19 protein-coding genes are annotated in these 23,044 nt (G+C 32.6%); 12 read left to right on the top strand and 7 right to left on the bottom strand.

The window, feature by feature from the left end:
* The first annotated feature begins 6 nt into the window (after positions 1 to 6).
* The 3 genes from ABH961_RS20340 to ABH961_RS20330 are packed head-to-tail and all read left to right on the top strand — an operon-like array spanning position 7 to position 1,899.
* Positions 7 to 483, top strand: a complete 477-nt coding sequence (locus tag ABH961_RS20340) for a YbaK/EbsC family protein (protein WP_000278060.1) — start codon at positions 7 to 9, stop codon at positions 481 to 483.
* A gap of 23 nt (positions 484 to 506) precedes the next feature.
* The gene (locus tag ABH961_RS20335) at positions 507 to 1,268 is read left to right on the top strand and encodes a YqcI/YcgG family protein (protein ID WP_001143353.1); all 762 of its coding nucleotides are present in this window, start codon (positions 507 to 509) and stop codon (positions 1,266 to 1,268) included.
* Positions 1,261 to 1,899, top strand: coding sequence for a LysE family translocator (locus ABH961_RS20330; RefSeq protein WP_000624898.1), 639 nt, complete (start codon positions 1,261 to 1,263; stop codon positions 1,897 to 1,899). Before ABH961_RS20335 ends, ABH961_RS20330 begins: the two co-directional genes overlap by 8 nt.
* A gap of 287 nt (positions 1,900 to 2,186) precedes the next feature.
* Here ABH961_RS20330 and ABH961_RS20325 read toward each other — a convergent pair whose 3' ends face one another.
* Complete coding sequence (locus ABH961_RS20325; RefSeq protein WP_001056074.1) at positions 2,187 to 2,762, bottom strand: sugar O-acetyltransferase; 576 nt, start codon at positions 2,760 to 2,762, stop codon at positions 2,187 to 2,189.
* Positions 2,763 to 2,886: 124 nt separating this feature from the next.
* On the opposite strand from ABH961_RS20325, the gene ABH961_RS20320 reads away from it, so the two are divergent.
* The 3 genes from ABH961_RS20320 to ABH961_RS20310 all read left to right on the top strand — a co-directional run bounded on the left by ABH961_RS20320 (position 2,887) and on the right by ABH961_RS20310 (position 6,450).
* Positions 2,887 to 3,765, top strand: coding sequence for a LysR family transcriptional regulator (locus tag ABH961_RS20320; protein WP_404519881.1), 879 nt, complete (start codon positions 2,887 to 2,889; stop codon positions 3,763 to 3,765).
* A gap of 290 nt (positions 3,766 to 4,055) precedes the next feature.
* Complete coding sequence (locus ABH961_RS20315) at positions 4,056 to 5,810, top strand: adenine deaminase C-terminal domain-containing protein (RefSeq protein ID WP_142346270.1); 1,755 nt, start codon at positions 4,056 to 4,058, stop codon at positions 5,808 to 5,810.
* 112 nt (positions 5,811 to 5,922) lie between these two features.
* The gene (locus tag ABH961_RS20310) at positions 5,923 to 6,450 is read left to right on the top strand and encodes a hypothetical protein (RefSeq protein ID WP_048547695.1); all 528 of its coding nucleotides are present in this window, start codon (positions 5,923 to 5,925) and stop codon (positions 6,448 to 6,450) included.
* 77 nt (positions 6,451 to 6,527) lie between these two features.
* Here ABH961_RS20310 and ABH961_RS20305 read toward each other — a convergent pair whose 3' ends face one another.
* The gene (locus ABH961_RS20305) at positions 6,528 to 7,907 is read right to left on the bottom strand and encodes a catalase (protein ID WP_048547694.1); all 1,380 of its coding nucleotides are present in this window, start codon (positions 7,905 to 7,907) and stop codon (positions 6,528 to 6,530) included.
* Positions 7,908 to 8,178: 271 nt separating this feature from the next.
* On the opposite strand from ABH961_RS20305, the gene ABH961_RS20300 reads away from it, so the two are divergent.
* The 5 genes from ABH961_RS20300 to ABH961_RS20280 all read left to right on the top strand — a co-directional run bounded on the left by ABH961_RS20300 (position 8,179) and on the right by ABH961_RS20280 (position 15,781).
* Positions 8,179 to 9,396: an aspartate aminotransferase family protein gene (locus ABH961_RS20300; RefSeq protein WP_098080304.1), complete on the top strand. Its 1,218-nt coding sequence runs from the start codon at positions 8,179 to 8,181 to the stop codon at positions 9,394 to 9,396.
* Between the two features lie 296 nt (positions 9,397 to 9,692).
* Positions 9,693 to 10,715: a hypothetical protein gene (locus ABH961_RS20295; RefSeq protein WP_404519880.1), complete on the top strand. Its 1,023-nt coding sequence runs from the start codon at positions 9,693 to 9,695 to the stop codon at positions 10,713 to 10,715.
* Positions 10,716 to 11,091: 376 nt separating this feature from the next.
* Positions 11,092 to 12,609 (top strand): glycosyltransferase family 2 protein, encoded by a 1,518-nt coding sequence (locus tag ABH961_RS20290; protein WP_404519879.1) that lies wholly within the window; start codon positions 11,092 to 11,094, stop codon positions 12,607 to 12,609.
* Between the two features lie 52 nt (positions 12,610 to 12,661).
* Positions 12,662 to 14,983, top strand: coding sequence for a bifunctional glycosyltransferase/dipeptidyl aminopeptidase/acylaminoacyl peptidase (locus ABH961_RS20285; RefSeq protein WP_141497591.1), 2,322 nt, complete (start codon positions 12,662 to 12,664; stop codon positions 14,981 to 14,983).
* Positions 14,984 to 15,538: 555 nt separating this feature from the next.
* Positions 15,539 to 15,781 (top strand): hypothetical protein, encoded by a 243-nt coding sequence (locus ABH961_RS20280; RefSeq protein ID WP_000752473.1) that lies wholly within the window; start codon positions 15,539 to 15,541, stop codon positions 15,779 to 15,781.
* Between the two features lie 143 nt (positions 15,782 to 15,924).
* On the opposite strand, the gene ABH961_RS20275 is transcribed toward ABH961_RS20280, so the two are convergent.
* Together ABH961_RS20275 and ABH961_RS20270 are read right to left on the bottom strand one after the other, a co-directional pair.
* Complete coding sequence (locus ABH961_RS20275; RefSeq protein WP_098123674.1) at positions 15,925 to 17,412, bottom strand: glycosyltransferase; 1,488 nt, start codon at positions 17,410 to 17,412, stop codon at positions 15,925 to 15,927.
* Between the two features lie 87 nt (positions 17,413 to 17,499).
* Positions 17,500 to 17,760 carry a hypothetical protein gene (locus ABH961_RS20270; protein WP_048547684.1) on the bottom strand — a complete coding sequence of 87 codons (261 nt, stop codon included), beginning with the start codon at positions 17,758 to 17,760 and terminating at the stop codon, positions 17,500 to 17,502.
* Between the two features lie 403 nt (positions 17,761 to 18,163).
* Between ABH961_RS20270 and ABH961_RS20265 the strand changes: the two genes are divergently transcribed.
* Complete coding sequence (locus ABH961_RS20265) at positions 18,164 to 19,621, top strand: MFS transporter (protein ID WP_404519878.1); 1,458 nt, start codon at positions 18,164 to 18,166, stop codon at positions 19,619 to 19,621.
* A gap of 58 nt (positions 19,622 to 19,679) precedes the next feature.
* Here ABH961_RS20265 and ABH961_RS20260 read toward each other — a convergent pair whose 3' ends face one another.
* The 3 genes from ABH961_RS20260 to ABH961_RS20250 are packed head-to-tail and all read right to left on the bottom strand — an operon-like array spanning position 19,680 to position 22,853.
* On the bottom strand, positions 19,680 to 20,789 hold the full coding sequence (locus ABH961_RS20260; protein ID WP_098080314.1) for a DUF4018 domain-containing protein: 1,110 nt from the start codon (positions 20,787 to 20,789) through the stop codon (positions 19,680 to 19,682).
* A complete protein-coding gene (locus ABH961_RS20255; RefSeq protein ID WP_048547677.1) occupies positions 20,764 to 21,927 on the bottom strand; it encodes a DUF58 domain-containing protein in 1,164 nt (387 codons plus the stop codon). The genes ABH961_RS20260 and ABH961_RS20255 overlap by 26 nt, the downstream gene beginning before the upstream one ends.
* Positions 21,924 to 22,853: an AAA family ATPase gene (locus tag ABH961_RS20250; protein WP_404519877.1), complete on the bottom strand. Its 930-nt coding sequence runs from the start codon at positions 22,851 to 22,853 to the stop codon at positions 21,924 to 21,926. Before ABH961_RS20250 ends, ABH961_RS20255 begins: the two co-directional genes overlap by 4 nt.
* Positions 22,854 to 23,044 lie beyond the last annotated feature (191 nt).

The following is a 23,044-nucleotide window of genomic DNA, read 5'->3' as shown; positions in this document are numbered from 1 at the left end:
ATAAATATGTATAAACAAGTAGTAGAACTGTTAGAAGAAGCGGCTATATCGTATAAACAATATACACATGAACCAATATTAGATTATGAAACAGATAGAAAAATTAGAGAAAGGTTTAAATTAGAAGGTGTACCCAGTAAAAGTTTATTTTTAAAAGATAAATCAAATAACTATTACATATTTGTAACTGTTGAAGGAGAAAAATTAGATTCAAAACTTATGAAAGAGTTGGTTGGAAAAAGGATTTCTATTTGTTCAGCCGAGGAGTTAATAGAAAAAACTTCTTGTGTTCCAGGATGTGTATCTCCATTTGGCTATTCAAATGAAATCACACTTATTATAGATCGAAAAATTTATAACTATAATAAATTTTTGTTATCTCCCGGTATACCTGAGATAACAATTGAAATACCTACAAAAAGTATAAATGAAATTTTAAATATTGTTGAGAATGATATTTTACTATATGAGAAAAAATCATAAATATATTAGGGGGGATTTTAATAATGCCAACTACAAAAATGTATTTATACAATCAAAAGAGAATAATTGAAGAACAAAATAAAGGGATTTTAGATGAGTGGAAAACTGTATCTTTCAATAATTTTCACGATAGCATTTTAGATCAATCTAAACCATTTCCGTGTTATTTTGCAGTGGATTCTGAGAAACATGGTTGGTCTAGATATATATTTTCCGAATCGGCTTATGATGAAAATGAATTGTTCAAACTAAGAGATGGGATTTATGAATATATTAAAACATATCAACAAATTGCAAAGAGAACTACTTTAGTAATATTTTTTAAACCCTCTAATAAACAATTACTGGCTGAAGAATACAAAAAACAATTTTGGAATGTATTACAATTTTTAATGAGAAATGATCCGGAGCCATGGAATGCAGAAATTCCAATAGATCCTTATAACGCTAAATGGGAATTTTGTTTTGGTGGTGAACCTATATTTGTCGTTTGTAGGGCTCCAATATATTCTGAAAGAAAAAGTAGATATACAGGAACCGGCCTTGAAATTACGTTACAACCTCGAGGTACTCTGGATGATATTACAGGTGATACAAAACAAGGGAAACAAGTGCGGAAAGTGATTAGAAAACGTTTGTTAGCATATGATGATATTCCAATGCATCCAGATATAGGGGATTACGGAATAAAAGAAACCTTTGAATGGAAACAATATATGTTACCAGAAACAAATGAAGAAAGTGTAATGAGATGTCCTATTACGGGGTTGAAGAAAAATGATTAGCATGATATTCAGTTATATATTATTAGGGATTTCATTGTCTGCACCAGTCGGTCCGATTAATGTTGCTCAAATAAATAAAGGAATAAAAAATGGTTTTTTGAGTGCATGGTTAGTAGGAGTCGGGGCAATGTCAGCAGATGTTGTAATGATGTTTTTAATTTACTTTGGTATTTCGACTTATTTAACAACTCCAGTTGCTCAACTTTGCATTTGGATTTTTGGTTTTGTAACGATGATTTATTTGGGTTATGAAAGTATGAAAGAAGCTACTAAACAAGTTCAATATATTTCATCAGGTGAAAAAGAACATCCTTTAAAATCTTTTCTATCGGGGTTTGCTATCGCAATTTCTAATCCATTAAATATTATTTTTTGGATAGGGATATATGGATCAGTTCTAACTAGTGCTATGAATACTATTGGAAAAGAACAAGCTTTATGGTATAGTGCAGCCATTTTTGCTGGGATTATGCTTTGGGATATATTTATGGCTACATCTATTCATTTTGGTAGAAGATTTATTAATCATACAGTAATGAAATGGATTTCTATAGTAGCAGGCATTGTTTTAATTCTGTTTGGAATATATTTTGGCTACGAGGCAGTAAAAGGAACTGCTCAACTATTGTGAACTTTTTGATGACTAGAGAGAATAGTGATTTATTAGAAATTTATTTATCGCGAATCTTTTGGTTTTTGAATTTGTTAATCGATGGGTATAGGTTAATTCCTTATAGTAAAAGACTTATAGAATCATTCTATAAGTCTTTTTATTGCGGTATAGAAAAATATATAGGTACATTCTCTTCTCACAAAGAGAAATAAAATTCTTAACAAGAGCGATAAAATAAATATATAAGCAGTAAAGCAAATTTCAATCAAAGTAGCTTGTTTGCATTTCAAAAATCTAGAATATTTTTAATTGCTATGAATGACTTTCACACTTTTTGCAGGCACCCCTGCAACGACGGTGTTTGCAGGTACATCTTTTGTAACAACTGAACCTGCAGCAACAATTGAATTGTTCCCAATTGTAACACCAGGAAGTATTGTTGCGCTAGAACCAATCCATACATTTTCACCAATTATAACAGGGGAAGCGTATGTCGTATTTCTTGTTTCTAAAGTTAGCCCGTGATTAAGTGTGGCAATTGTAACATTCATACCGATCATACAATTGTCTCCTATATGAATTCCGCCTCTATCTTGAAAGGAACATCCAGTGTTAAAAAATACGTTTTTTCCAATTGTAATATTTTTACCGAAGTCTGTATGAAACGGTGGAAAACACATAAAAGATGGATCAATGTTGTTATCTGTTAATTCACTAAATATCGCTACAATCTCTTCTTTAGAATGATAAGATGTATTTAATTTCATTGTTATCTTCTGGGCTTCATAGCTACATTGAACTAGTAGATCATGTAATTCTTTATCCTCGCCTGAAATAGGCTTGCCGGCCTTACAAAAATTTATAAAATCTTTCATATTCATTGTTATACTCCCCTCTAAAACGCTAATCTTTTCAATACAATCATAAAATGATACGATTCCAATATCAAATACCTATATTAAATACATTCATATGCTTATTAGCTATATGTAAAAGGAGACTATCGTGGAAATTCGAGTTTTACGCTATTTTATTGCTGTAGCAAATGAAGAAAGTATTTCAGCAGCTGCAAAACAATTACATTTGTCACAGCCAACATTATCAAGGCAACTGAAAGATTTAGAAATGGAATTAGAAACAGATTTATTTATAAGAGGAAATAGGAAAATCTCATTAACAGAAGAGGGGAAATACTTATTTAAAAAGGCGAAGGAGATTGTTGATTTAGCAGATAAAACGGAAGCGAACTTAAAAGATTCAAAAGAAATGATAAGCGGGGAAGTTTACATTGGTGCCGGTGAAACTGAAGCGATGCATCTTATTGCGAAAACATTAAAAGTATTAATAAAAGACTATCCAAATATTCGATTTCATTTGTACAGCGGAAATGCTGATGACATTAAGAGTAAATTAGATAGTGGATTATTAGATTTTGGTGTCGTTATAGAGCCAACTGATAAACAAAAATATGAATATGCACAATTGCCAGCTAAAGACACTTGGGGTGTATTAATGTGTAAAGATAGTCCTTTATCGGATAAACAAGTTATTAGCCCAGTGGATTTAATAGATAAACCATTATTCATTTCACGACAATCTACTGTTAGTAATGAATTAACAGGATGGTTTGGAGAAAGTATAGATAATTTAAACATCGTCGCAACCTATAATTTGCTTTATAATGCAGCACTTATGGTTGAAGAAGGTATTGGATATGCATTATGTATAGATAAGATAATTAACACGTCAGGAAATAGTAAACTTTGTTTTAAACCATTACAACCTAAATTAGAAGCGAACTTAAATATTATTTGGAAAAAGAATCAAGTTTTTTCAAATGCAGCCCATGCCTTTACAAATCAGCTCCGAAATAGTATGAACTAATCATAATTTGAAATGCAAAGTAAAAAACGTGCCATCTTATTAAGGTGACACGTTTTTTACTTTACGAAATAGTTGTTATTCTTTCGAAGATTTAAGTAAAACAACTGCACAGAAATGTTTATGTTCAAAAGGAGAAGTAGTGAACAATAAAAACGATTATTATTCTGAAAATTGTTATTTATATGATTATTAAATATAATAGGGGTATGTATTGCGGGGCTTGAATAGAAAATAGTTTAGTTGATTAATTATTTTCAAATGTAACTAATATAGCATTGGAGTTGAATACAGTGGAACAAAAGTATTTCAGGTGGAGTAACAAGCAATTAAGAGAACATGTTGAAGTAATAGATGGTAAAAGAAGTCCGCATATTTTATTTAAGAATGCAACTTATTTAAATTCCTATATGCGCGAGTGGATGCAAGCAAATATTTGGATCTATGATGATCGCATTATTTATGTAGGAGAAAAACTGCCAGCGCAACTACATAAATGTGAAGTCATTGATTGTGATGGAAAGTATATAGTTCCAAGTTACATAGAACCGCATGCACATCCATATCAATTATATAATCCAGAAACGTTAGCAAATTATGCGATGCAGTTTGGGACGACGACTTTTATTAATGATAATTTAACTTTATTTTTCACATTACAACGTGAAGAAGCATTTCGTTTATTAGATGAATTTGAAAAGATTCCAGCAAGTATGTATTGGTGGTGTCGTTTTGATGGACAAACTGAATTGCAAAACGGGGAATCTTTATTTAATCGTGAAGACATAATAGAGTGGCTTAAGCATAAAGCAGTTCTTCAAGGTGGCGAGCTAACAGCGTGGCCAAAGTTATTACATGGCGATGATGAAATGTTACATTGGTTGCAGGAAACGAAACGATTACATAAAAAAGTGGAAGGACATTTTCCAGGAGCATCTGAAACGACTTTAGCGAAGTTAAAACTGTTAGGTACAGATTGTGATCATGAAGCGATGACAGGGCAGGAAGCTTTCACTCGTCTTATGCAAGGTTACACGGTTTCCCTAAGAAATTCTTCAATACGCCCAGATTTAGAAGTGTTACTGAAAGAATTGTTGGAACTAGGAGTAAAGCAGTTTGATAGATTTATTCTTACTACAGACGGCTCACATCCTTCGTTTTATGAAAATGGAATGACAAACGTAATGATAGCTACCGCGATAAAACAAGGAGTGCCAATAATAGATGCTTATCATATGGCAAGTTATAATATCGCTCGTTATTACAATATGGAACATGTACATGGATCGATTGCGACAGGTAGAATAGCTAATATTAATATTTTGGAAAGTAAAGAAAATCCGGTTCCAATAAGTGTAATTGCAAAAGGAAAATGGGTGAAGCGTGACGGAATAAACAATAATGAATCAGTACGAATAGAATGGAGTCAATTCAAAGTAACTCCATTATTATTAAACTGGTCTATAGAAAAAGAGGATATGATTTTTTCTCAAAAAGTGGGTATACAATTATTAAATAACGTTATAACTAAACCATACACGACTGAAATTGATTTAAACCGTGATGAACTTTCTCTAGATCATGATGAGTGTTTTCTTATGATGATTGCTCGTGATGGTACTTGGCGAGTGAATACAGTTGTAAAGGGGTTTGCGAAAGAACTAGGTGGTCTTGCTAGCTCTTATTCTGGTACCGGTGACATCATTCTTATTGGAAAGAATAAAGAAGATATGCTTACAGCTTTTCATAGAGTGAAAGAGATTGGGGGAGGAATGGTAATAGCTGAAAAGAATGAAGTATTACACGAAATCGCATTACCATTACTCGGGATTATGTCTAATTTGAAAATGAATAAATTAATACAGGAAGAGAAACAGATGGTGAAACTACTCCAAGAGCGTGGTTACGCGTATGACGATCCGGCATTTACCATTTTGTTCTTTTCTGCGACGCACTTACCTTTTATACGGGTAACTCCTATAGGATTATATGATGTGAAAAATAGTAAGGTAATGGCTTCACCGGTGAATTTGATAAAACAATGTTAATATGAAAGGCTCTATAAAAGTCCAATTTATAGGGCCTTTCACATTGTTAGCATAAGAATATTGTGAGCCTCAAATAATATAGTATCTAAATTACTTGAGGTGAAACGTAAGTATGAAAAAAATATTGTATATATTAAGTGTATTTATATTAAGTGTATCTATTCAACAAGTTGTACATTCTCAAACGGATGCACCAGAGCTATCTTCTGATTGTCTTGAAAAAAGGAAAATTCGAGATGAAAAGTATGTGAAGAATATAATACAAGACATTAAATCCACATTTAATTTAAATATGGATGAACATAGTTTTTGGGAAGTAAGTAAAAGAGATCTAGAGGCTGCCCATTTGATGTATGGTGGAAAGGAAAATGATTCTTATTATAATTCGCTAACTAAAATTTATGATAGTGGTGGATTTAGCGAGCAACCCAGCTTATTTGTGAGGGCGCAAGAAGCATTTTTACTTTATAAAGAAAAAGATAATATTAATGTAATGAAACGCCTTAAACTAGACGTTGAAAAAGGGGAATGGCTCGTTATAAAAACGAAAAAGAAGAAAGGGAAAAAAGTGAAATTCAAGCCGTTGCAATGTGAAAAAGATTATTTGAAAAAGAGAAATGAGTACCATAATGTAAAATGAAGCGGTAGAAATTACTAGTAATTTCACCATAAAAAAAACGTCATTTTTTATTTTTAAAATGACGTTTTTTTATATACTTAAAGCTTTTGCATTGCACTTTCAATCTTCTTTACCAAATCAGCAGACACTTTATGAAAATATCCTAAAATGACCTTTCTAATATCATCAGAGATAACTTTCAAATCACTAGCTAAGTTTTTAGCAAGATGTTCTTTTTCAATCGGTTTTAACTTCGTATAAAATTCAGTAGGCTGGGTAAAGTCATCCTGTTTCGTAATAGAAGTTCTTTCAAGTTTACCTTCAACGTATCTTCCGTCACCGCTCGTTATTTGATTAGCAGGCGTCCAATTTTGCTGTTTGTTAATTGCCAATTTACGAAATTCGGAACCAATTCTTCTTCTTTGAGAATCACTGTAAATGTTAGCGCGCCCTTGCAGCATTTTATCATCTGATAGTTCTGCACCGTCTAGTAAATTAGAAGGGGAGAAGGCGACTTTTTCTACTTGCTCCATATAATTTTCAGGATTTTTATTTAATACCATTTTGCCTACTGGTATAAGAGGATACTTCTTTTCATCCCATACTTTTGTATCATCTAAAGGGTCATAAGAAAGATGTGCTTCATCTTTCGGATCCATGAGCTGGACATATAAACCGTATTCTACTGGTTTACCATTTGCAATTGCATCATATAAATCTTTCCCGCTATAATCAGGGTTTTCAGCAGCCAGTTTATTCGCTTCCTCACTAGTAATGTATTGAACACCTTCAAAGGGGTACCAATGATACTTTACATACTTTCGATGACCTTCTGCATTTCTCCATACATATGTATTAACACTATGTCCTGGGATGTGGCGAAGACTTTTGGCCGTACCAGCATCAGAATATAAATGGACAACGAAATGAATGGATTCAGGCGCTCTAGCGACAAAGCTCCAAAATCTATTAGGGTCTATTAAGTTATTTATAGGTGAAGGTAACAACGCTTGAATCGTTTCAGGGAAACGAATCGGATCACGAACGGAAAAGACAGGGATGTGATTACATAAAAGATCGAAAATGCCTTCTTCTGTATAAAACTTTGTAGAAAAACCGCGTACATTTCTAGAAGTGTCAGGTGTTCCTTTCGTACTAACGGCTAATGAAAATCGCACCATAACAGGAACTCTCGCATTAGAATTTTGTAAAAAACGTAGTTTAGTATGTTCAGACATTGGATAGATCGTTTGAAAATAACCGAACGCACCAAATCCTTTTACATGAACAGGTCTTTCTAAAATTTTTTCGTGAATAAATTCTTGTAGCGTCTCGTGAAGTACACTATCTTGCTTTAGAACAGGTCCACGTGAACCAACTGTTTGTGAGTGAAGTATAGCTTGTTCATTACGTTCTCTATTTTCATTAAAGTCATTCCCTAGTAAAGATTGCCTCTGTTTATCATAGTTTTCATTCATCGTTATTGCCTCCAAATCTTTTTTGTCCATTGTTACTAAATATGATTTTATAGCCTTGATTATGTATGACAAGCACAGTCCAAAATGCTAACAGACCGCTAGATGAAAAAAATGCACATGTAGTGGACCTGTTGAAATAGAAGAAATTATGGAAAAATGAATATCGGGAAGAAAATTACTATGAAAATTTCAATCTAAAAAATGAATTTATACATGACTTTATAGAGAATGAACATAAATAAACAGGGAAAATAACTAGGAGGAATTTAAAATGTCGGATTGGTTTCAATTAGATAAAGAATATATGATGTCTACGTATTGTCGTACGAAGGTTGCGATAGAAAGAGGAGAAGGTTGCAAACTATACGATGTGGATGGTAAAGAATATGTAGATTTATTTTCTGGTGTCGGAGTGAATGTATTAGGATACAATCACCCGAAAATCGTGCAAATGACAATGGAACAAGTTACGAAATCGTTGCATCTTCCATTTCATTTTTTAAATCCAGTTGCGATTGAGTATGCAAAGAAATTAGTTGACTGCTCTTTAAAAAACGGAAAGGTCTTTTTTACAAACTCTGGTACGGAAGCGACAGAAACGACATTAAAATTAATTGATAAATATAGAGCTAATACGGGAGAGGAACGTGAAGGAATCGTAGTGCTGAAGAATAGTTTCCATGGGCGTACGTTAGGAGCACTTCATTTTACGAGACAAGAAAGTGTATATCAAAATTTCCCTAAAACATCGATTCCGGTATATGAAGTAGAGCGTGAGAATATAGAGCAATTAGAAGAAACAATCGTTAAAGAAAATCCAATTGCGATTATGCTAGAGCCTGTATTAGGAAGCGGGGGGATATACCCTTTATCAAGTGAATATTTAAATGGTGTTCAAAACTTATGTGATAAATATAATGTCATTCTTATCGTTGATGAAGTTCAAAGTGGTATGGGGAGAACTGGTAAACTATTTGCTTATCAAAATTTCAATATTACTCCGGATATTATTCAAATTGGTAAGGGAGCAGGAGGCGGGATACCGCTTGGCGGAATTATTGTAGGTGAAAAGTTATGTGATGTATTTGCACCAGGAGATCACGGCACAACGTTTGCTCATTCTTCAATGGGAACCGCTTTAGGGTTAACGGTATTAAACACATTGATTGACGATGGTTTAATGCAAGAAGCGTATGAAACGTCACACTATCTAAATGATAAATTGCAAGAAATTCAGAAAGAAAATTCTTATTATATTCAGGAAGTACGCCATGCTGGTATGATGTTTGGAATTAGTTTGAATGATACGAATGAAAATGTAAAGAAATTACAGGTGGAGCTAATGGAGAAAGGGATGTTAGTTGATGTTACACAAGGGAACATCATCCGTTTACTTCCTCCATATATAATTAAAAAAGAAGAAATTGATGCATTTATTACTCAATTTATTTCTTGTATGGATAAAGTTGCTGCTGTAGTAAGTGCTTAAAAGTTAAAAGCTAAATTTTATATAAAGTGCACTCTAATTGTTAAAAATAGTTTTACAATTGGGGTGCATTTTTTATAGTTGAATTTTGTAAAATACAGTTGTTGGTAAATGATAACGAAAAAAATAGAAGGAATTTCATTATATTTGATACATGATTGAATGATATTTTACTGTTGAAGAAAAGAGAAAGTAAATATAAAGATAGTAGATAAAACGAGTGGTACTAACAACGAGTGATAGAACGTTTTGAAAATAATAGCATACGAATATATAAATAATAAGAATGAGGTGATATATTGGAAAATAATGATATTCAATTTACTTCTTTACAAATGAGAACGGATAAATATGGTTGGGCTAGTATTCAATATGCAAATAAAAAGCAAGCCATCTTATATACTCGAAACGGAGGAGTAGAATGGGATGTTGTTAATCCTCTAAAATCAATTGTATTATTTGCATATCCAATAAACGCTCGAAGCTCTTGGGCATATGGTTTAACAAAAACGAATGACGATCTATTGCCAGCTATATTTTATACAGTTAATAGAGGGGAAAGATGGAGTGAGTTTATTTTACCGGTTGAAGAAGAATGGGAGAAATCGACTGATGTTCAAGTGCAATTGCATGCTACGAATATGGATAGTATATGGATTGTATTATCTAGAAAGCTTGCATCAAATAAATTTGAACATAATTTATACTATTTGAAAATGAAAGCGAAAGCTTGGAAAGTAATAAAAAATATAAGTATTAGTGATAGTATTTCAGGGATAACATTTATTAACGATTTAGTCGGATTTATTTCATTACAAACACATTATGAAACATCAACGGTATTTAAAACAATAAATGGTGGGGAAAGTTGGCAAGCTATAAAAGATATTCCAAGTCTTGAAGGAATTAATAATGGGACTGCTATGGCTTATAAAGCAATTTATAAAAATAACCTATTAGTAATACCAACTAAAATGAATGATGATAAATTTTTAATGAATTACTCATTTGATAAGGGGAATTCGTGGCATATTTCAAATAAAACAATAAATACTAGTAAAGTGGCTGTTTCGTTTTTTAGTTCCTATTATGGCTGGGTTATAAATAGTGAAAATGGAAGTGTATATCAAATAATAAAAAAAGGATCAAAATGGATAAAAGTATCAAGTAATCCATTGTTAAAAAATGTATTTTGTTTGCATTTTTTTAATCGGCGTAAAGGTTGGGCGTGTAATAAAAAAGAAATATTTACTACAACAGATCGCGGTATAACATGGAAAAAGGTAGTATATAAAATTAATAATATTGATAAATTTGTTTAATAGAGTCCTAAAGAAATTAGGACTTTTTTTGTTTTTAAATGGTGAGAGTTGTAACAAAAAATGATAAGAGGAAGGAGGTAAGTGCAGAACTTATATTTTCAAAAATAGACGGTTGTTTTTACACAGTATAATTCACTTTTGAATATGTTAATAAAGTAGCAAATTCATAGGAAATGGTAATACTTAATATTTTATCCCGCTTTAATGGGCAGTAAGACCCCCACCTCAAAATTCAGCGAAAGTAAAGAAGTTAGGAGGGGGTCGGGCTGCCCATAAAAGTCCGATTGGTGAGGGCTAATAATCAGTGGGGGATGAAGAAAACCCCCACTGATTAAAGTTTCACTTTATGTCACATGATGTGTAAAGGGGGCGCGTAATGAAATCGTTAACGGTTATTATTTTGTATAGTGAAAGAGAGCAAATATTAGAAGAGTCAATTCAATCTATATGGAAGCTAAATCCTCTTGAAATTATAATTTTCGTTCCTAACGATAGAAGTAATTTGTATGAAATAGCAAAGAAACATAAATGTCATATTGTTTTGATGGATAAATATAGTACGTATTATGATGGATATGAAGCTTCTGTAAAGGCAGCTAAAGGAGATGTATTATTATTTGTAGATAGTAATTTTTTATTATCTTCAAATGAAATGAAGAATTTTATTGAGCCAGTTGTTACAAATCAGGCTGATGTAGCATTAAACAAGATAGATAAATTTATAGAAGTTGGTAAATGTCCAAATACGGATATTGTTTGGAGAAAAATGTTAAATGAAATTTTAAGTCGACCAGATTTAAAAAGCAATTCAATATTTTCATTACCATATGCACTTACGAAAGAAGTAGTGGTAAATATCGGCTTTGATTATATAAAAGATATCGTTCTAGCTCATATGAACATAGTTAATCAAGGCTGGCGCATTAACGATCAATATGCAATAAAAACGTTATCTAGAGATGAAACGTTAGAAGAGGAAGGTTATTTAGTTAAAAAAGAATTGTCAGAAAATGAAAAGGAGAAAGTGGGAAAATATTTAATCGGTATTTCTAAATGGATAGAGAAAAAGGGAAAAAGAGTAGGGTTTACTGATGCAGGAAAAAGAAGAGATATTATTCAAAAGTTAGGTGAATGCAAGCGATATCCTTCTTATCATCGAGGATGGGGTATGAATTCATCAATTTATGACGGGAAGCAACTTTCTGTCATTATACCAGTGCAAAATGAAGAAGAAACTATAGAACAAGTAATACTTGAGGCAAGAAAAATAGAACCGCTAGAAATAATTGTCGTTGTAAATGGTTCGACAGATCAAACGGCCAATATCGCTAAAAGACTTGGTGCTACTATTATTAAATATAACGAACGGCTTGGTCATAATGTTGGACGTGCTATTGGAGCGTTTGAAGCTACAGGAGATATTCTCTTATTTATTGATGGTGATTTTAGTGTTTCAGGAAGTAATTTGCATCACTTTACAAAAGCAGTTTCAGCTGGCGTAGACATAGCATTAAATGATTTGAATCCGATGTTACATCCTCCGTTTTATGTTGTAGACATCGTAAAGTATATGCTTAATTTAGCATATAATCGTCCAGAATTAAGTAATGGCTCATTAGTAGCAATTCCACATGCTATGAGTAGATCATGTTTAGATGCAATAGGCTGGGAAAGCTTACTATGCCCTAGTCTTGCACAAGTAAAAGCTATATTACAAGGGTGTAGAGTAGAATGTGTACATTACGTTGATGTTGTAAAACCGAATAGAATTCGTTTAATGGAGAATGTAAGTCATAATGGACATCCTCCAGCGGTATTAAGAATAATTGGTGATCACGTTGAAGCTCTCTCTTACTTAATAGAAAATCTTGAAATAGATGGAAAGGGTGATTAAACTGTTAGACCAGTACAAAAAAATTAACATTTCATATGAAGAATTATGGCAAATGGATTTTCAAACTACAGAACCATTTATACTCAAGGTTGATTGGGGCAAAGTAACGTATGAATTTTTAATTCGTATTAAGCCGGGTGCTTCTAACACTATTGTTTTTGGATCTGGAGCAGGTGGATTTCAAGAACAGCCAATTGGTCCACCTATTTTTCATAGACATTCTTGGATGGAAGAGTTTGAAGATACTGTTATATATTATAATGATCCTACATTATATCTTGGAAAATTATCTTTAGGTTGGGGACAAGGGGAGTTAGATAGATTTTACTTACAAGATATAGCAAATATTTTAGAAATATTATTTACAAAGTTAAAAGTTGATACGAAAAATGTGTTGTTTTATGGCAGTTCCGGGGGAGGATTTATGTCTTTAATTTTAGCTGGATTTGTTAAAGGTTCCACAGCTTTAATTAATAATCCTCAAACAAATTTATTAAAATGGATACCTGTACCAATAAATCTAGTTTTTGATTTGTCTTATCCAGGTTTATCAAGAGAAGAAGTTGAGGAGAAATTTGGCGAAAGAATTAATGTTGTGAAATTTTTTAATCACATTAAATATGTACCGAATATTTATTTTTTGCAAAATTTCGCGTGTGAATTTGATGTGCAAAATCATTTAATACCATTCATTTCTGAATTAGAACAACTGGATAAAGATACAGAAGTAAATCAAATTGTAATAGACTTATATTTCGATAAAAAAGCAGGGCATGCAGCGGTAGGTAAGAGTGAAACAATTGAATATATAAAAAAAGTAAAGCCTAATCAGACTGTAAAAAAAGAACAAAAAGAAGTGGCACTGTCAGTCGTTATAGTTTTAGGAGAAGAAAAATCAAAATTGAATCAAATTTTAAACAAAGTGCACCATATAAAACCATTAGAAATTATCATTGTGGCTGATGATAGAATGAGTGCGATACAATCTATACCTACATTTGTTGAAAGTAACGTTGTTGTTATTGAAGAGAAAAATAAATGGAAAGCACCAGTTCATGGGGCGAAAATCGCTAATGGAGATGTAATTTTATTTTTAAATGGAGAAGATGTTATTTTTTCGGTAGAATTAGAACGATTTATAGAACCACTACTAAAAAAGGAACAGGATGTAATCTTGAATAACATAGACTCTGTATGTTTTGAAAAGATGAGAGTAGAATGGCCAAGCATTGCTATGGTGTATAGAAAAATAGTAAACGATGTATTGGGGCGTATGGATTTAAAATATGATTCGATGTTATCTATGCCATATGCTATTACTAAAAAAGCAATTGAAGACATTGGATATGATATCTTGCAGAACCCTATTCTGTCCCAAGTAACTCTTATTGAGAAAGGGTGGCGACTACAATCCTCTTCAGCCATCACTAACACCTCCTTGAATAATATACCCGCAAACAAAACCTCTTTCTATAAAAATGAATTAACTAAATTAGAAGTATGTGAGATTAAAGAGAATGTAAAAGCTTTGGAAAGTTGGTTACAACGAAAAGATGATAGAGGTAACTATACAGATGGAGGAAGAAAAAGAGAAATTATAGAGCAGCTAAAAAAACAAAAGAATTATTCGCGTTTCCATAAAGGGTGGGGTATGAATTCATCAATTTATAATGGAAAACAGTTATCAATTATTATACCGGCACAAAATGAAGAAGCGACGATTAAAGAAGTTATTCTTGAGGCAAGAAAAGTTGAACCGAAAGAAATAATTGTTGTCATTAATGGGTCAACAGATCAGACAGAAGTAATCGCTAAGCAATTAGGAGCAACCGTAATTGTTTATGAAGAAACATTAGGGCATGATGTAGGACGGGCAATTGGTGCACAAGAAGCCACAGGGGATATACTTCTCTTTATTGATGCTGATTTTGCTATTCCAGCAAAAGACCTTCATCCGTTAACGCAAGCTGTTGCGGATGGTGTTGATATGGTTTTAAATGATTTAAATTTAAATCTTAGATTTCCTCTATATATTGTAAGTTTATATAAATATATGTTGAATATTGCTTGTAACCGTAAAGATTTAGGGGTAGGATCTACAATTGCTGTTCCCCATGCTATTAGTAGAAAATGTTTAGAGGGAATCGGGTGGGACACTCTTCACACAGCGTGTGTTGCACAAGTAAAGGCAATATTAGAAGGGTATAAAGTCGAATGTGTCCATTTTGTAGATGTAATGAAACCAAATCGTATTCGTCCAAATGAACACTTTGCAAAAGTAGGACATCCACCAGCTGTATTGAGAATTACCGGCGATCATGTAGAAGGGCTTTCTTATTTACTGAAGAATAGGGATTTTAAAGATTTATTTTAATTTGGAAGCTACTTTACTAATAAGGGTGAAATAGCAACGGATAGAGTGTAAGTTGAATATTGGAATGAAAACAAAATTTTAAAAAAGTTACTCTTTTGGTTCAGGTGTAAGTGAAAACTTCTTCAAATACATGAAGAGGTTTTTACTTTTTTTATTTCAATTTATTTTAAGTATATAAAGTAAAGAGTAAATAAAGCAGTAACGAAATTAACTTAATATTAGATGCAAGAAAGGAGAGAATATCTTTTCTTACATCAATAAAAGATGTTTTAATATGTATTTAGAAATTAAGGTCTATCCAAATGTTGGGGAAGAAATATCTCTAAGGTGCAATTATGAATTTTCATCTGATTTTAATGTAATACCATTTACCGCATGTATTTCTATTTCAGTAAAAGATGATCTGAATTTATAAATTAATTTATCTAGTTTAATAATAAATTAAATATATATAAAACTGATAAGAAAATAGCAGCTAATTTATAAAATTTAGTAGGAGAGTCGTGTCTAAATTCGATAAACTGCATATATTGTTAAAAGAAAGGAGGGAGAGTTATGGCATGTACTACGAATAATGTTTGTTTAGATGTGTGTCTTAAAATTACAATTACCCCTGGTAGTGGAATTGATGCAGAAGTGGATTGTGGGGGCACATGTGGGACAAGTCCTACAATTGTAATTAGTCCTAGTGGATCAATTGTTATTACTTTACCATTAGTTGCATGTTTCTCAATTGCACTAAAAGATGATTTAAGTGTTGAATCTTCATTAACAAGCCTCTCTTTTCAAACTTCTTAAGAAAGATACAGAAATGAAAAGCCTGCCTTCTACTTTTCTTTTGAGCTGATGTAAAAATAAAAAAGATGGTTACAAACCATCTTTTTTATTCTGTCATATGTTAAAAATGAGATAATATATTATTTAGTAGGCAGGATGTATAATTAAAAGTACTCTTTTTGTTCGATGAGGTAAGAAATTGCTTCTATATGATCACCAATGATTTGTTGTGTTGCTAATGAAAGGCAACCTTCCTCAGAGAAGTGTTTTTCAGGTCGAACACGATTCATTTTATCGACGTCGACAGAATGGACATTTTGCACATGAAAGCCTGCTAAAATTGTTTTAACTTGACTTAAGGTTGGTGAAAGAAGTGAATCAAACCCAATTGTATGAATGCATTTTCGACTAAAAGCATGAGGGATAGCAATTGTGGATCCCATACCTAAATCTTTCCGATTACACGCTAAGTTGATAGCATATTTACATGCAGTGACGATAGAATACGGTAGACGATACATATAGTAGTACTCTAGTTTATTTAAAGCTAAGTCCGTGCCGTTTTGAATAGATTGTACAAACGGTAATAAATCATAACTAGAAATTAAGAAATCACCATCTATAAATAATAGTATGTCACCTTTTGCAAAAAAGGCACCAACAGCACGTCCCGTATCATTTCCAAGCGCTTCTTCGTAATTTATAACTGTTGCACCGCAACCCTTCGCCAATTCTTCTGTTTTATCTGTTGATCCATTAACAATAACGATAATTTCAAAAGGTTTTAATTTCTGTACCTCAAAAATGACAGATTCTATCGTTTTTTCTTCATTTTGAACAGGGATGATAACTGATAATTGTTTATCTCCATAAGTATTCGAATAAAACTCTTTACCTGTACTTATTTTTGGGATGTATTTTTGTTCCCCGTTTTGAAGTCCTAAAATAATATCACGCTTTCGATTATTATCGGTATAGTTTCCTCTTAGATTTTGCATTTTACTTATCCAATTTGCAATGGCTTCAAGATGATAATAAATGAGTTGAGTTGAAGGAAAAGAGGGGAATTGAGGGATAGAAATGTTGAATTGATCGCAAATACGAAATTTATGTTCAATAATTTTCATTTGTGCCAATATTGGATTTGATAAACTATCTGGAGTAATTACCCCAAGCAATTCTTTTGTCATTGCATAGGGAGGAAATAATAAGGAGTTAACATGTAAATCTGGACGATGAAAAAAATGATTTGTAACTTGTTGCCAAATCATTGCTATATTTGGCTGTTGTTTTTGATAAAAAAATTCATCTAAATTATTTAATACGACGTCAGCCGATCCATTTCGTAATGGTTGAAGAAATAGTATAAGTGAGGAGGGTTCAATAATGTAATTTTCATCTAAAAATAAGAGGTACTCCCCCTTTGCTTTTTTTGCGCCAATTACATAAAGATTAGTAGGTTCTATCGGTTCTTCTAGTGTAAGAATTTCATAATTATAGGAATCTGCACTCTCAATTGAATCCTGAGTATATCCGTTAATAGTAAGGATAATTTCTAAAGGCTGTAGTTGTTTACATGCTTCCAAAATTTTAGGTAAATTTTTTGTTTTATGTTGTATGGGGATAATAATAGAAATTGAATGTTTACACATAAGCAGTCTCCTTTTTAATCAGAGGTAGTTGTTAATAAGATTAGATAAAATAGGAGATATATTTTCTTTTTGGTATAAGCATAACAATCATTTAGTTTTATCAGACTCACAATTTTCTTTACTTGTATTAGAACCTTTATTTATTCCAGAAGCGAGTAAATTATTGAGAACGCTAAGGTCTAATTGCAAAGGGATGGAGTTTTCGGGGGAAGTTTTCTCATTTTCTTTTTTTGTAGTTAATATAGTCTTTATATTTTTAATTTCTTTATATTGTTTTAAGATAATGAAAAATCCAGAAATAATTAAGAGAAAAGAAACAGTAGCAACTACAAGTATTATTTCCAACATAAAATAGCCTCCTTTAAAACTATAATAATATTATAGTTGAATGTAATAAAACAGAAGTCGAGCCAATGAGTTCACTTTTTAAATATATGCAAATCTTAAGTAAAAGTTACTGGTTTCTAAGTTATAGGAAACAATTATAGGAACGTTATACATATAAATAAATGAAAGGTTCATTTGTAGTGTAAAGGTATATATTATATAGCCTAAACTTCATTTTATGAAAAGTTAAATAGGGTGTAAATTTATACAAAAAGAGCATTTAATTGGACAAATAATTAATTATGTGAAATAATAATAACAGAAAAGGAGACGTTGCTTTTCCTTAAGTGCTTCGAATTAATTTTATTCAATAAGAGAAGGTGTGCTTAAAGAAGTTAAATTAAAAAAGGAGCTGTTTTATTATATGCAACAAAATAATGATTTAAATTTTGAACCTCAAGACGTTAATATTGTCAATCCTAAACAAGCCAGGAAAGCAGTAGTTGCTACTGGTATAGGGAATGCAATGGAGTGGTTTGACTTCGGATTATACGCGTATTTAGCGGTTATCTTAAGTCAATTATTCTTCTCAGGTGTTGATAATAGTGGATTGCAACTTGTACTTACATTCGGTACATTTGCAGCAGCCTTTCTCGTTCGACCAATCGGAGGTGTATTCTTTGGTAGAATAGGAGATAAGTACGGCCGAAAAATCGTGTTAAGTACTACTATTATTTTAATGGCACTTTCTACATTATTCATCGCATTACTACCAACCTATGAACAAATTGGTGTATGGGCACCAATACTACTTTTAGTTGCCCGAATGATTCAAGGCTTCTCTACAGGCGGCGAATATTCAGGTGCAATGGTTTATATCGCAGAATCTTCTCCAGATAAAAAGCGTGGTATACTCGGTAGTGGTCTTGAAATTGGAACACTCTCAGGTTACATTGCTGCATCGGTAATTGTTACCATTTTGACGTTATTGTTAACAGATGAACAAATGCTCAGCTGGGGCTGGCGTATTCCTTTCTTAGTAGCTGCACCAATTGGCTTGGTCGGTTTATATTTACGCCGTCATTTAGATGAATCTCCCATCTTTGAAGAGATGGAAAAAGCACAAGAGGAATCTGAAGACAATGAACAATTTTCATTTATGGATATTATGAAATATCACAAAAAAGACTTCTTATTAAGCACAGTAATTGTCGCCTTCTTTAATATTACGAATTATATGATTCTTTCGTATATTCCTTCTTATCTAACTCAAGTACTTAAAGTCGAAGAAACAACTGGCTTATTAATTATTTCTGTTACGATGGCACTTATGATTCCACTAGCACTATATTTCGGTAAATTAAGTGATAAAATTGGTAATAAACGCGTCGTGCAAATTGGTTTACTCGGTTTAACTATATTTGCAATCCCAGCATTTTTACTAATAGGTAACGGGCATATTGCAGCTATATTTGCAGGTATTTTCGTATTAGGATTCTTCCTAAGTGTATATGAAGGAACATTACCTTCATTATTACCATCACTCTTTTTCACCGATGTACGTTATCGAGCACTTTCGATCTCATTTAATATTTCTGTATCTATATTCGGTGGAACAACGCCGCTCGTATGTTCATACTTAGTTCATGCGACTGGTAACCCGCTAGCACCGGCATTTTATTTAGCGGGTGTAAGTATTATTGGATTAGTCGTATTTAGTATATTATTCGTTACAACATCAGGACGTGCGCTAAAAGGTTCATATCCTACAGTAGAAACGAAAAAAGAAGCACACCAAATTGCGAAAGAAGACCCTGAAGAAACACTTTGGTGGCATGAAGAGTCGTTAGAAATTGAAGCAGGGAAGAATGCTTCAATTTAACAAGTAACGTAGAAGTATAAAAAGACTCCTATGAAAAAATAGGAGTCTTTTTGTTGTGTTATTTCTTTCTTTTTTTCAAACGCTTCTGATATGCATAGAGTTTTTGAATCTCTTCCTTAAATTCATGTAACAGTACGGTGTTTTCCTCATTTGAATAACGCACTGTATTATAAGCAACTATAACAATATGACTCTCAATATTTACATCTTCCCCACTATTTATTCGTCCTAACCATGCTTCAACAGTTTCTCCTCGTTTTCTATTTAAAGGAGGAGTTAACTTACTTTCAAGTTTGAAAATTTCTTTTCGAATTTCGTTATGTGGCGGTTTGTTTTGTTTCAAACGTTTTTGGCTCATACCTTCTTTATCAGTAATGATAGTAGATTCGAAGGCAGGCATATTTGGTAAACTGAATTGTTTTCGTTTTTTTATTATTTTCCAAACGACGTAAATAGCAATGGTTGTACAAACTATTATTGTAATGCTATTTATAAGTGTTGGATCAAAAGCACGATGTCCAAATTCATCTTTAATTTGAGGATCTTTTAAATTCCCTTTATTCGACCAAAAATCGTCAGTTTCTTTTGATTCAGCTGCCGAAAATAACGGATTAATGGCGTATCCAAATCCTAAAGCAACTACTTGTACGACATAAGAAAAAAGAAGCCGAATGTATGGGAAAATAGAAATAAGGAAAGCACTAATTATTCCAATTGTAATAAGAGAAGCGAAACGTAATAACTGTTGATTACGGTTTATCCCGGTTAACCAAAATGTAATCATAATGTGTAAAACTAAAAGTAATAGTTTCCACAAAGGTGGAAAGGGCGCATAAAATATGGCTGAAATACTAAACCATACAATACCACCTAATGACTTTTGAACTGGATATCCGGGTCCAACTACATGTACGATAAAGAAGAAAAGCGGTAACATAATTGTGCCAAACAGAGAGAAAGGGAGAAAGATAGAACAACCAATTATTTGAGTCATTAACAATATGACAAAACCTGTTGTTTTTTTCTTCATTAGTTTATGGATAAGAAATACTCCAATATAGCCTGTTGCTAAAAATATAGCAATGCCGATGAGTTCATCTCTTTCCGTTAATAACGAAAGGAGGAGCAGCAGAATAAAGTCATTAACGTGATAAAGCCAAGTTTTCAAGCTTTTCCACCATCCCTTCGTTATTAATGAGAAACGTAGGCTGAGAGAGAAGAGGGAGTTCATTTCTCTGTAAACCAATGTATATCATTGTAGACGATCGTTCTCTTTTTCTCGTTACATAATGAAGAAATCCTTGTTTCGGAAGTAAAGTACTATCATCTGAAATACGCGCTAATTCCTCTAAAGATATTCCGTAATGTGTTTGCCCTTCGTTTAATGGTAAGTGCAGAGGACCACCTTCAGCTAATACACTAATAAATAGTTCAAACGGTATTTGATGCTTCGTTGCGTATTGACAAATGTATGTTGCAAATGAAATAAGGTCTTCTATATTATCTTTCCAACCAAACCCGCGATCAGCAGCTAATGAAAGACAAATCGTCCAACTATAATTTTTTACAGGTTCATATTGCTTCGCCTGTAATTCTTGCATTTTAGCAGATGCTTTCCAATGAATAGAACGGAAAGACTCACGTTCATATCGTTTAACACCGATAATAGATGTTTCATCATTGTAAAAAGAAAAATTCGTTCGATAAGATCCGGTTAAAAGTTGCTGTAGTTCTTGTAAGCCTGCTACTTCTTTAGGAGAAGGGTACACAATAATTTCAGTCCTCAATTTATCAAAAATGGGCAAATGTACAGTTAAAAGATGAAAAGGATCTTTCAAGACACATTCGAACTGTTCAATTTGAAACACACCACGTTTCGTTGCGGTTAATATTAAATCCCACTTTTGCGCCGAATGAGCAGGTTGTGAAAACGGGAAAGAGAATAGTGTTTTTGATATTTGTTCAATTCCTTGATCTTTTTGTGGTAGTAGTGACGGATTTAAATGAAAATAACAAACACCGTTAACGAGCGGTATATTTGCTCCATTTTTTAAATGAATAAAAAACTGCCCAGATTCATTAGGAAAAAGCCGAGTAGTTTGTTTCTCATTTACGACTTCAAATGTTTTCTCTATGTAAGCGACATATTTATAAATGAAAATAGCAAATAAATAATAGAAGAAAAAGAGAAACATAATGATTCGTTGTGGCATAAAAAATGTAAATAGTATAGCGCCTGGGACAGTTAGTTGAATAATATGGAGTTGGAAAAATAAAGGTACAGTTACAACACGCTGTCCATTCATGTTTGCTCAATCTCCACTGGTACGTCAACTTCTTTTAAAATCCTTTGCATAATTTCATTTTTTGTCGTACGTAATGCGCCTTCCATTGATAAGACGATGCGGTGATTCCAAACAGAAGGAACTAACAATTGTATATCTTCTGGCGTGCAATATTCTCTGTCGCGTAAAAAGGCTAGTGCTTGAACTGCGCGTACTAAAGCTAATGTGGCACGCGGGCTTACACCATTAGCGATGTAATCATGATTTCTTGTAGCGTGAGCAAGTTTAATAATGTAATGTTCTAACGGTTCTGATACGAAAATTTCTTTTACTCGTTTCTGTGCTTCTAAAATATCATCTAAAGAAATAACAGATGTGACACTTTCTAGTGGTACATCGCTACGAAAACGTCGCATCATTTGTAGTTCATCTTCTGGAGATGGATAACCAATTGAAATTGTCATTAAAAAACGATCAAGCTGTGCATCTGGTAGAGGAAACGTTCCTTGTGATTCAATTGGATTTTGCGTCGCAATAACAAAGAACGGTTTCGGAAGAGGAGTAGATTGCTTTTCAAGCGTTACTTGTCGTTCTTCCATCGATTCTAATAAACTAGACTGTGTTCTAGGCATAGCGCGGTTAATTTCATCCGCAAGCAAAATATTGGTCATAACTGGTCCAAGTCTTAATTCGAATTCACTCGTTTTCGGATTGAAATATTCAATACCTGTTACATCACTCGGAAGTACATCAGGTGTAAATTGGACACGAGAAAAATTACCACCAATACTTTTAGAAAGTATTTTCGCAAGTAACGTTTTCCCCGTACCAGGCACATCCTCAAGCAGTACATGTCCATCAGCAAGCAATGAAACGAGTAATAGATCAATAACATTTTCTTTACCTACAAAAACCAATCCTATGTTTTCTTTCAAATTATTTATCATATGTATCATTCCTTTCAAAATATAAACGGATATTTCTATATTTTAACAAATTATTCAGAAAATTGATATGATTTTTTAATTTAAAGAAATAGATATTAAGTTATTAAATTACCTTGCATATTTTGGAATATGATTATACAATATCGATATACGATGTATCGTTAGTCGATATATCAGATAACGATGTATCG

The organism is Bacillus sp. RC251 (assembly GCF_044908765.1).
GTDB lineage: Bacteria > Bacillota > Bacilli > Bacillales > Bacillaceae_G > Bacillus_A > Bacillus_A wiedmannii.
This window is presented reverse-complemented; position numbering and strand designations above follow the sequence as displayed.

Bases quoted from the DNA above. Each gene is read 5' to 3' on its own strand.
- ABH961_RS20340 (WP_000278060.1), top strand. From the start codon at position 7: ATGTATAAACAAGTAGTAGAACTGTTAGAAGAAGCGGCTATATCGTAT.
- ABH961_RS20335 (WP_001143353.1), top strand. From the start codon at position 507: ATGCCAACTACAAAAATGTATTTATACAATCAAAAGAGAATAATTGAA.
- ABH961_RS20330 (WP_000624898.1), top strand. From the start codon at position 1,261: ATGATTAGCATGATATTCAGTTATATATTATTAGGGATTTCATTGTCT.
- ABH961_RS20325 (WP_001056074.1), bottom strand. From the start codon at position 2,762: ATGAATATGAAAGATTTTATAAATTTTTGTAAGGCCGGCAAGCCTATT.
- ABH961_RS20310 (WP_048547695.1), top strand. From the start codon at position 5,923: ATGAAAAAAATATTGTATATATTAAGTGTATTTATATTAAGTGTATCT.
- ABH961_RS20305 (WP_048547694.1), bottom strand. From the start codon at position 7,907: ATGAATGAAAACTATGATAAACAGAGGCAATCTTTACTAGGGAATGAC.
- ABH961_RS20300 (WP_098080304.1), top strand. From the start codon at position 8,179: ATGTCGGATTGGTTTCAATTAGATAAAGAATATATGATGTCTACGTAT.
- ABH961_RS20290 (WP_404519879.1), top strand. From the start codon at position 11,092: ATGAAATCGTTAACGGTTATTATTTTGTATAGTGAAAGAGAGCAAATA.
- ABH961_RS20285 (WP_141497591.1), top strand. From the start codon at position 12,662: ATGGATTTTCAAACTACAGAACCATTTATACTCAAGGTTGATTGGGGC.
- ABH961_RS20280 (WP_000752473.1), top strand. From the start codon at position 15,539: ATGGCATGTACTACGAATAATGTTTGTTTAGATGTGTGTCTTAAAATT.
- ABH961_RS20275 (WP_098123674.1), bottom strand. From the start codon at position 17,412: ATGTGTAAACATTCAATTTCTATTATTATCCCCATACAACATAAAACA.
- ABH961_RS20270 (WP_048547684.1), bottom strand. From the start codon at position 17,760: ATGTTGGAAATAATACTTGTAGTTGCTACTGTTTCTTTTCTCTTAATT.
- ABH961_RS20265 (WP_404519878.1), top strand. From the start codon at position 18,164: ATGCAACAAAATAATGATTTAAATTTTGAACCTCAAGACGTTAATATT.
- ABH961_RS20255 (WP_048547677.1), bottom strand. From the start codon at position 21,927: ATGAATGGACAGCGTGTTGTAACTGTACCTTTATTTTTCCAACTCCAT.
- ABH961_RS20250 (WP_404519877.1), bottom strand. From the start codon at position 22,853: ATGATAAATAATTTGAAAGAAAACATAGGATTGGTTTTTGTAGGTAAA.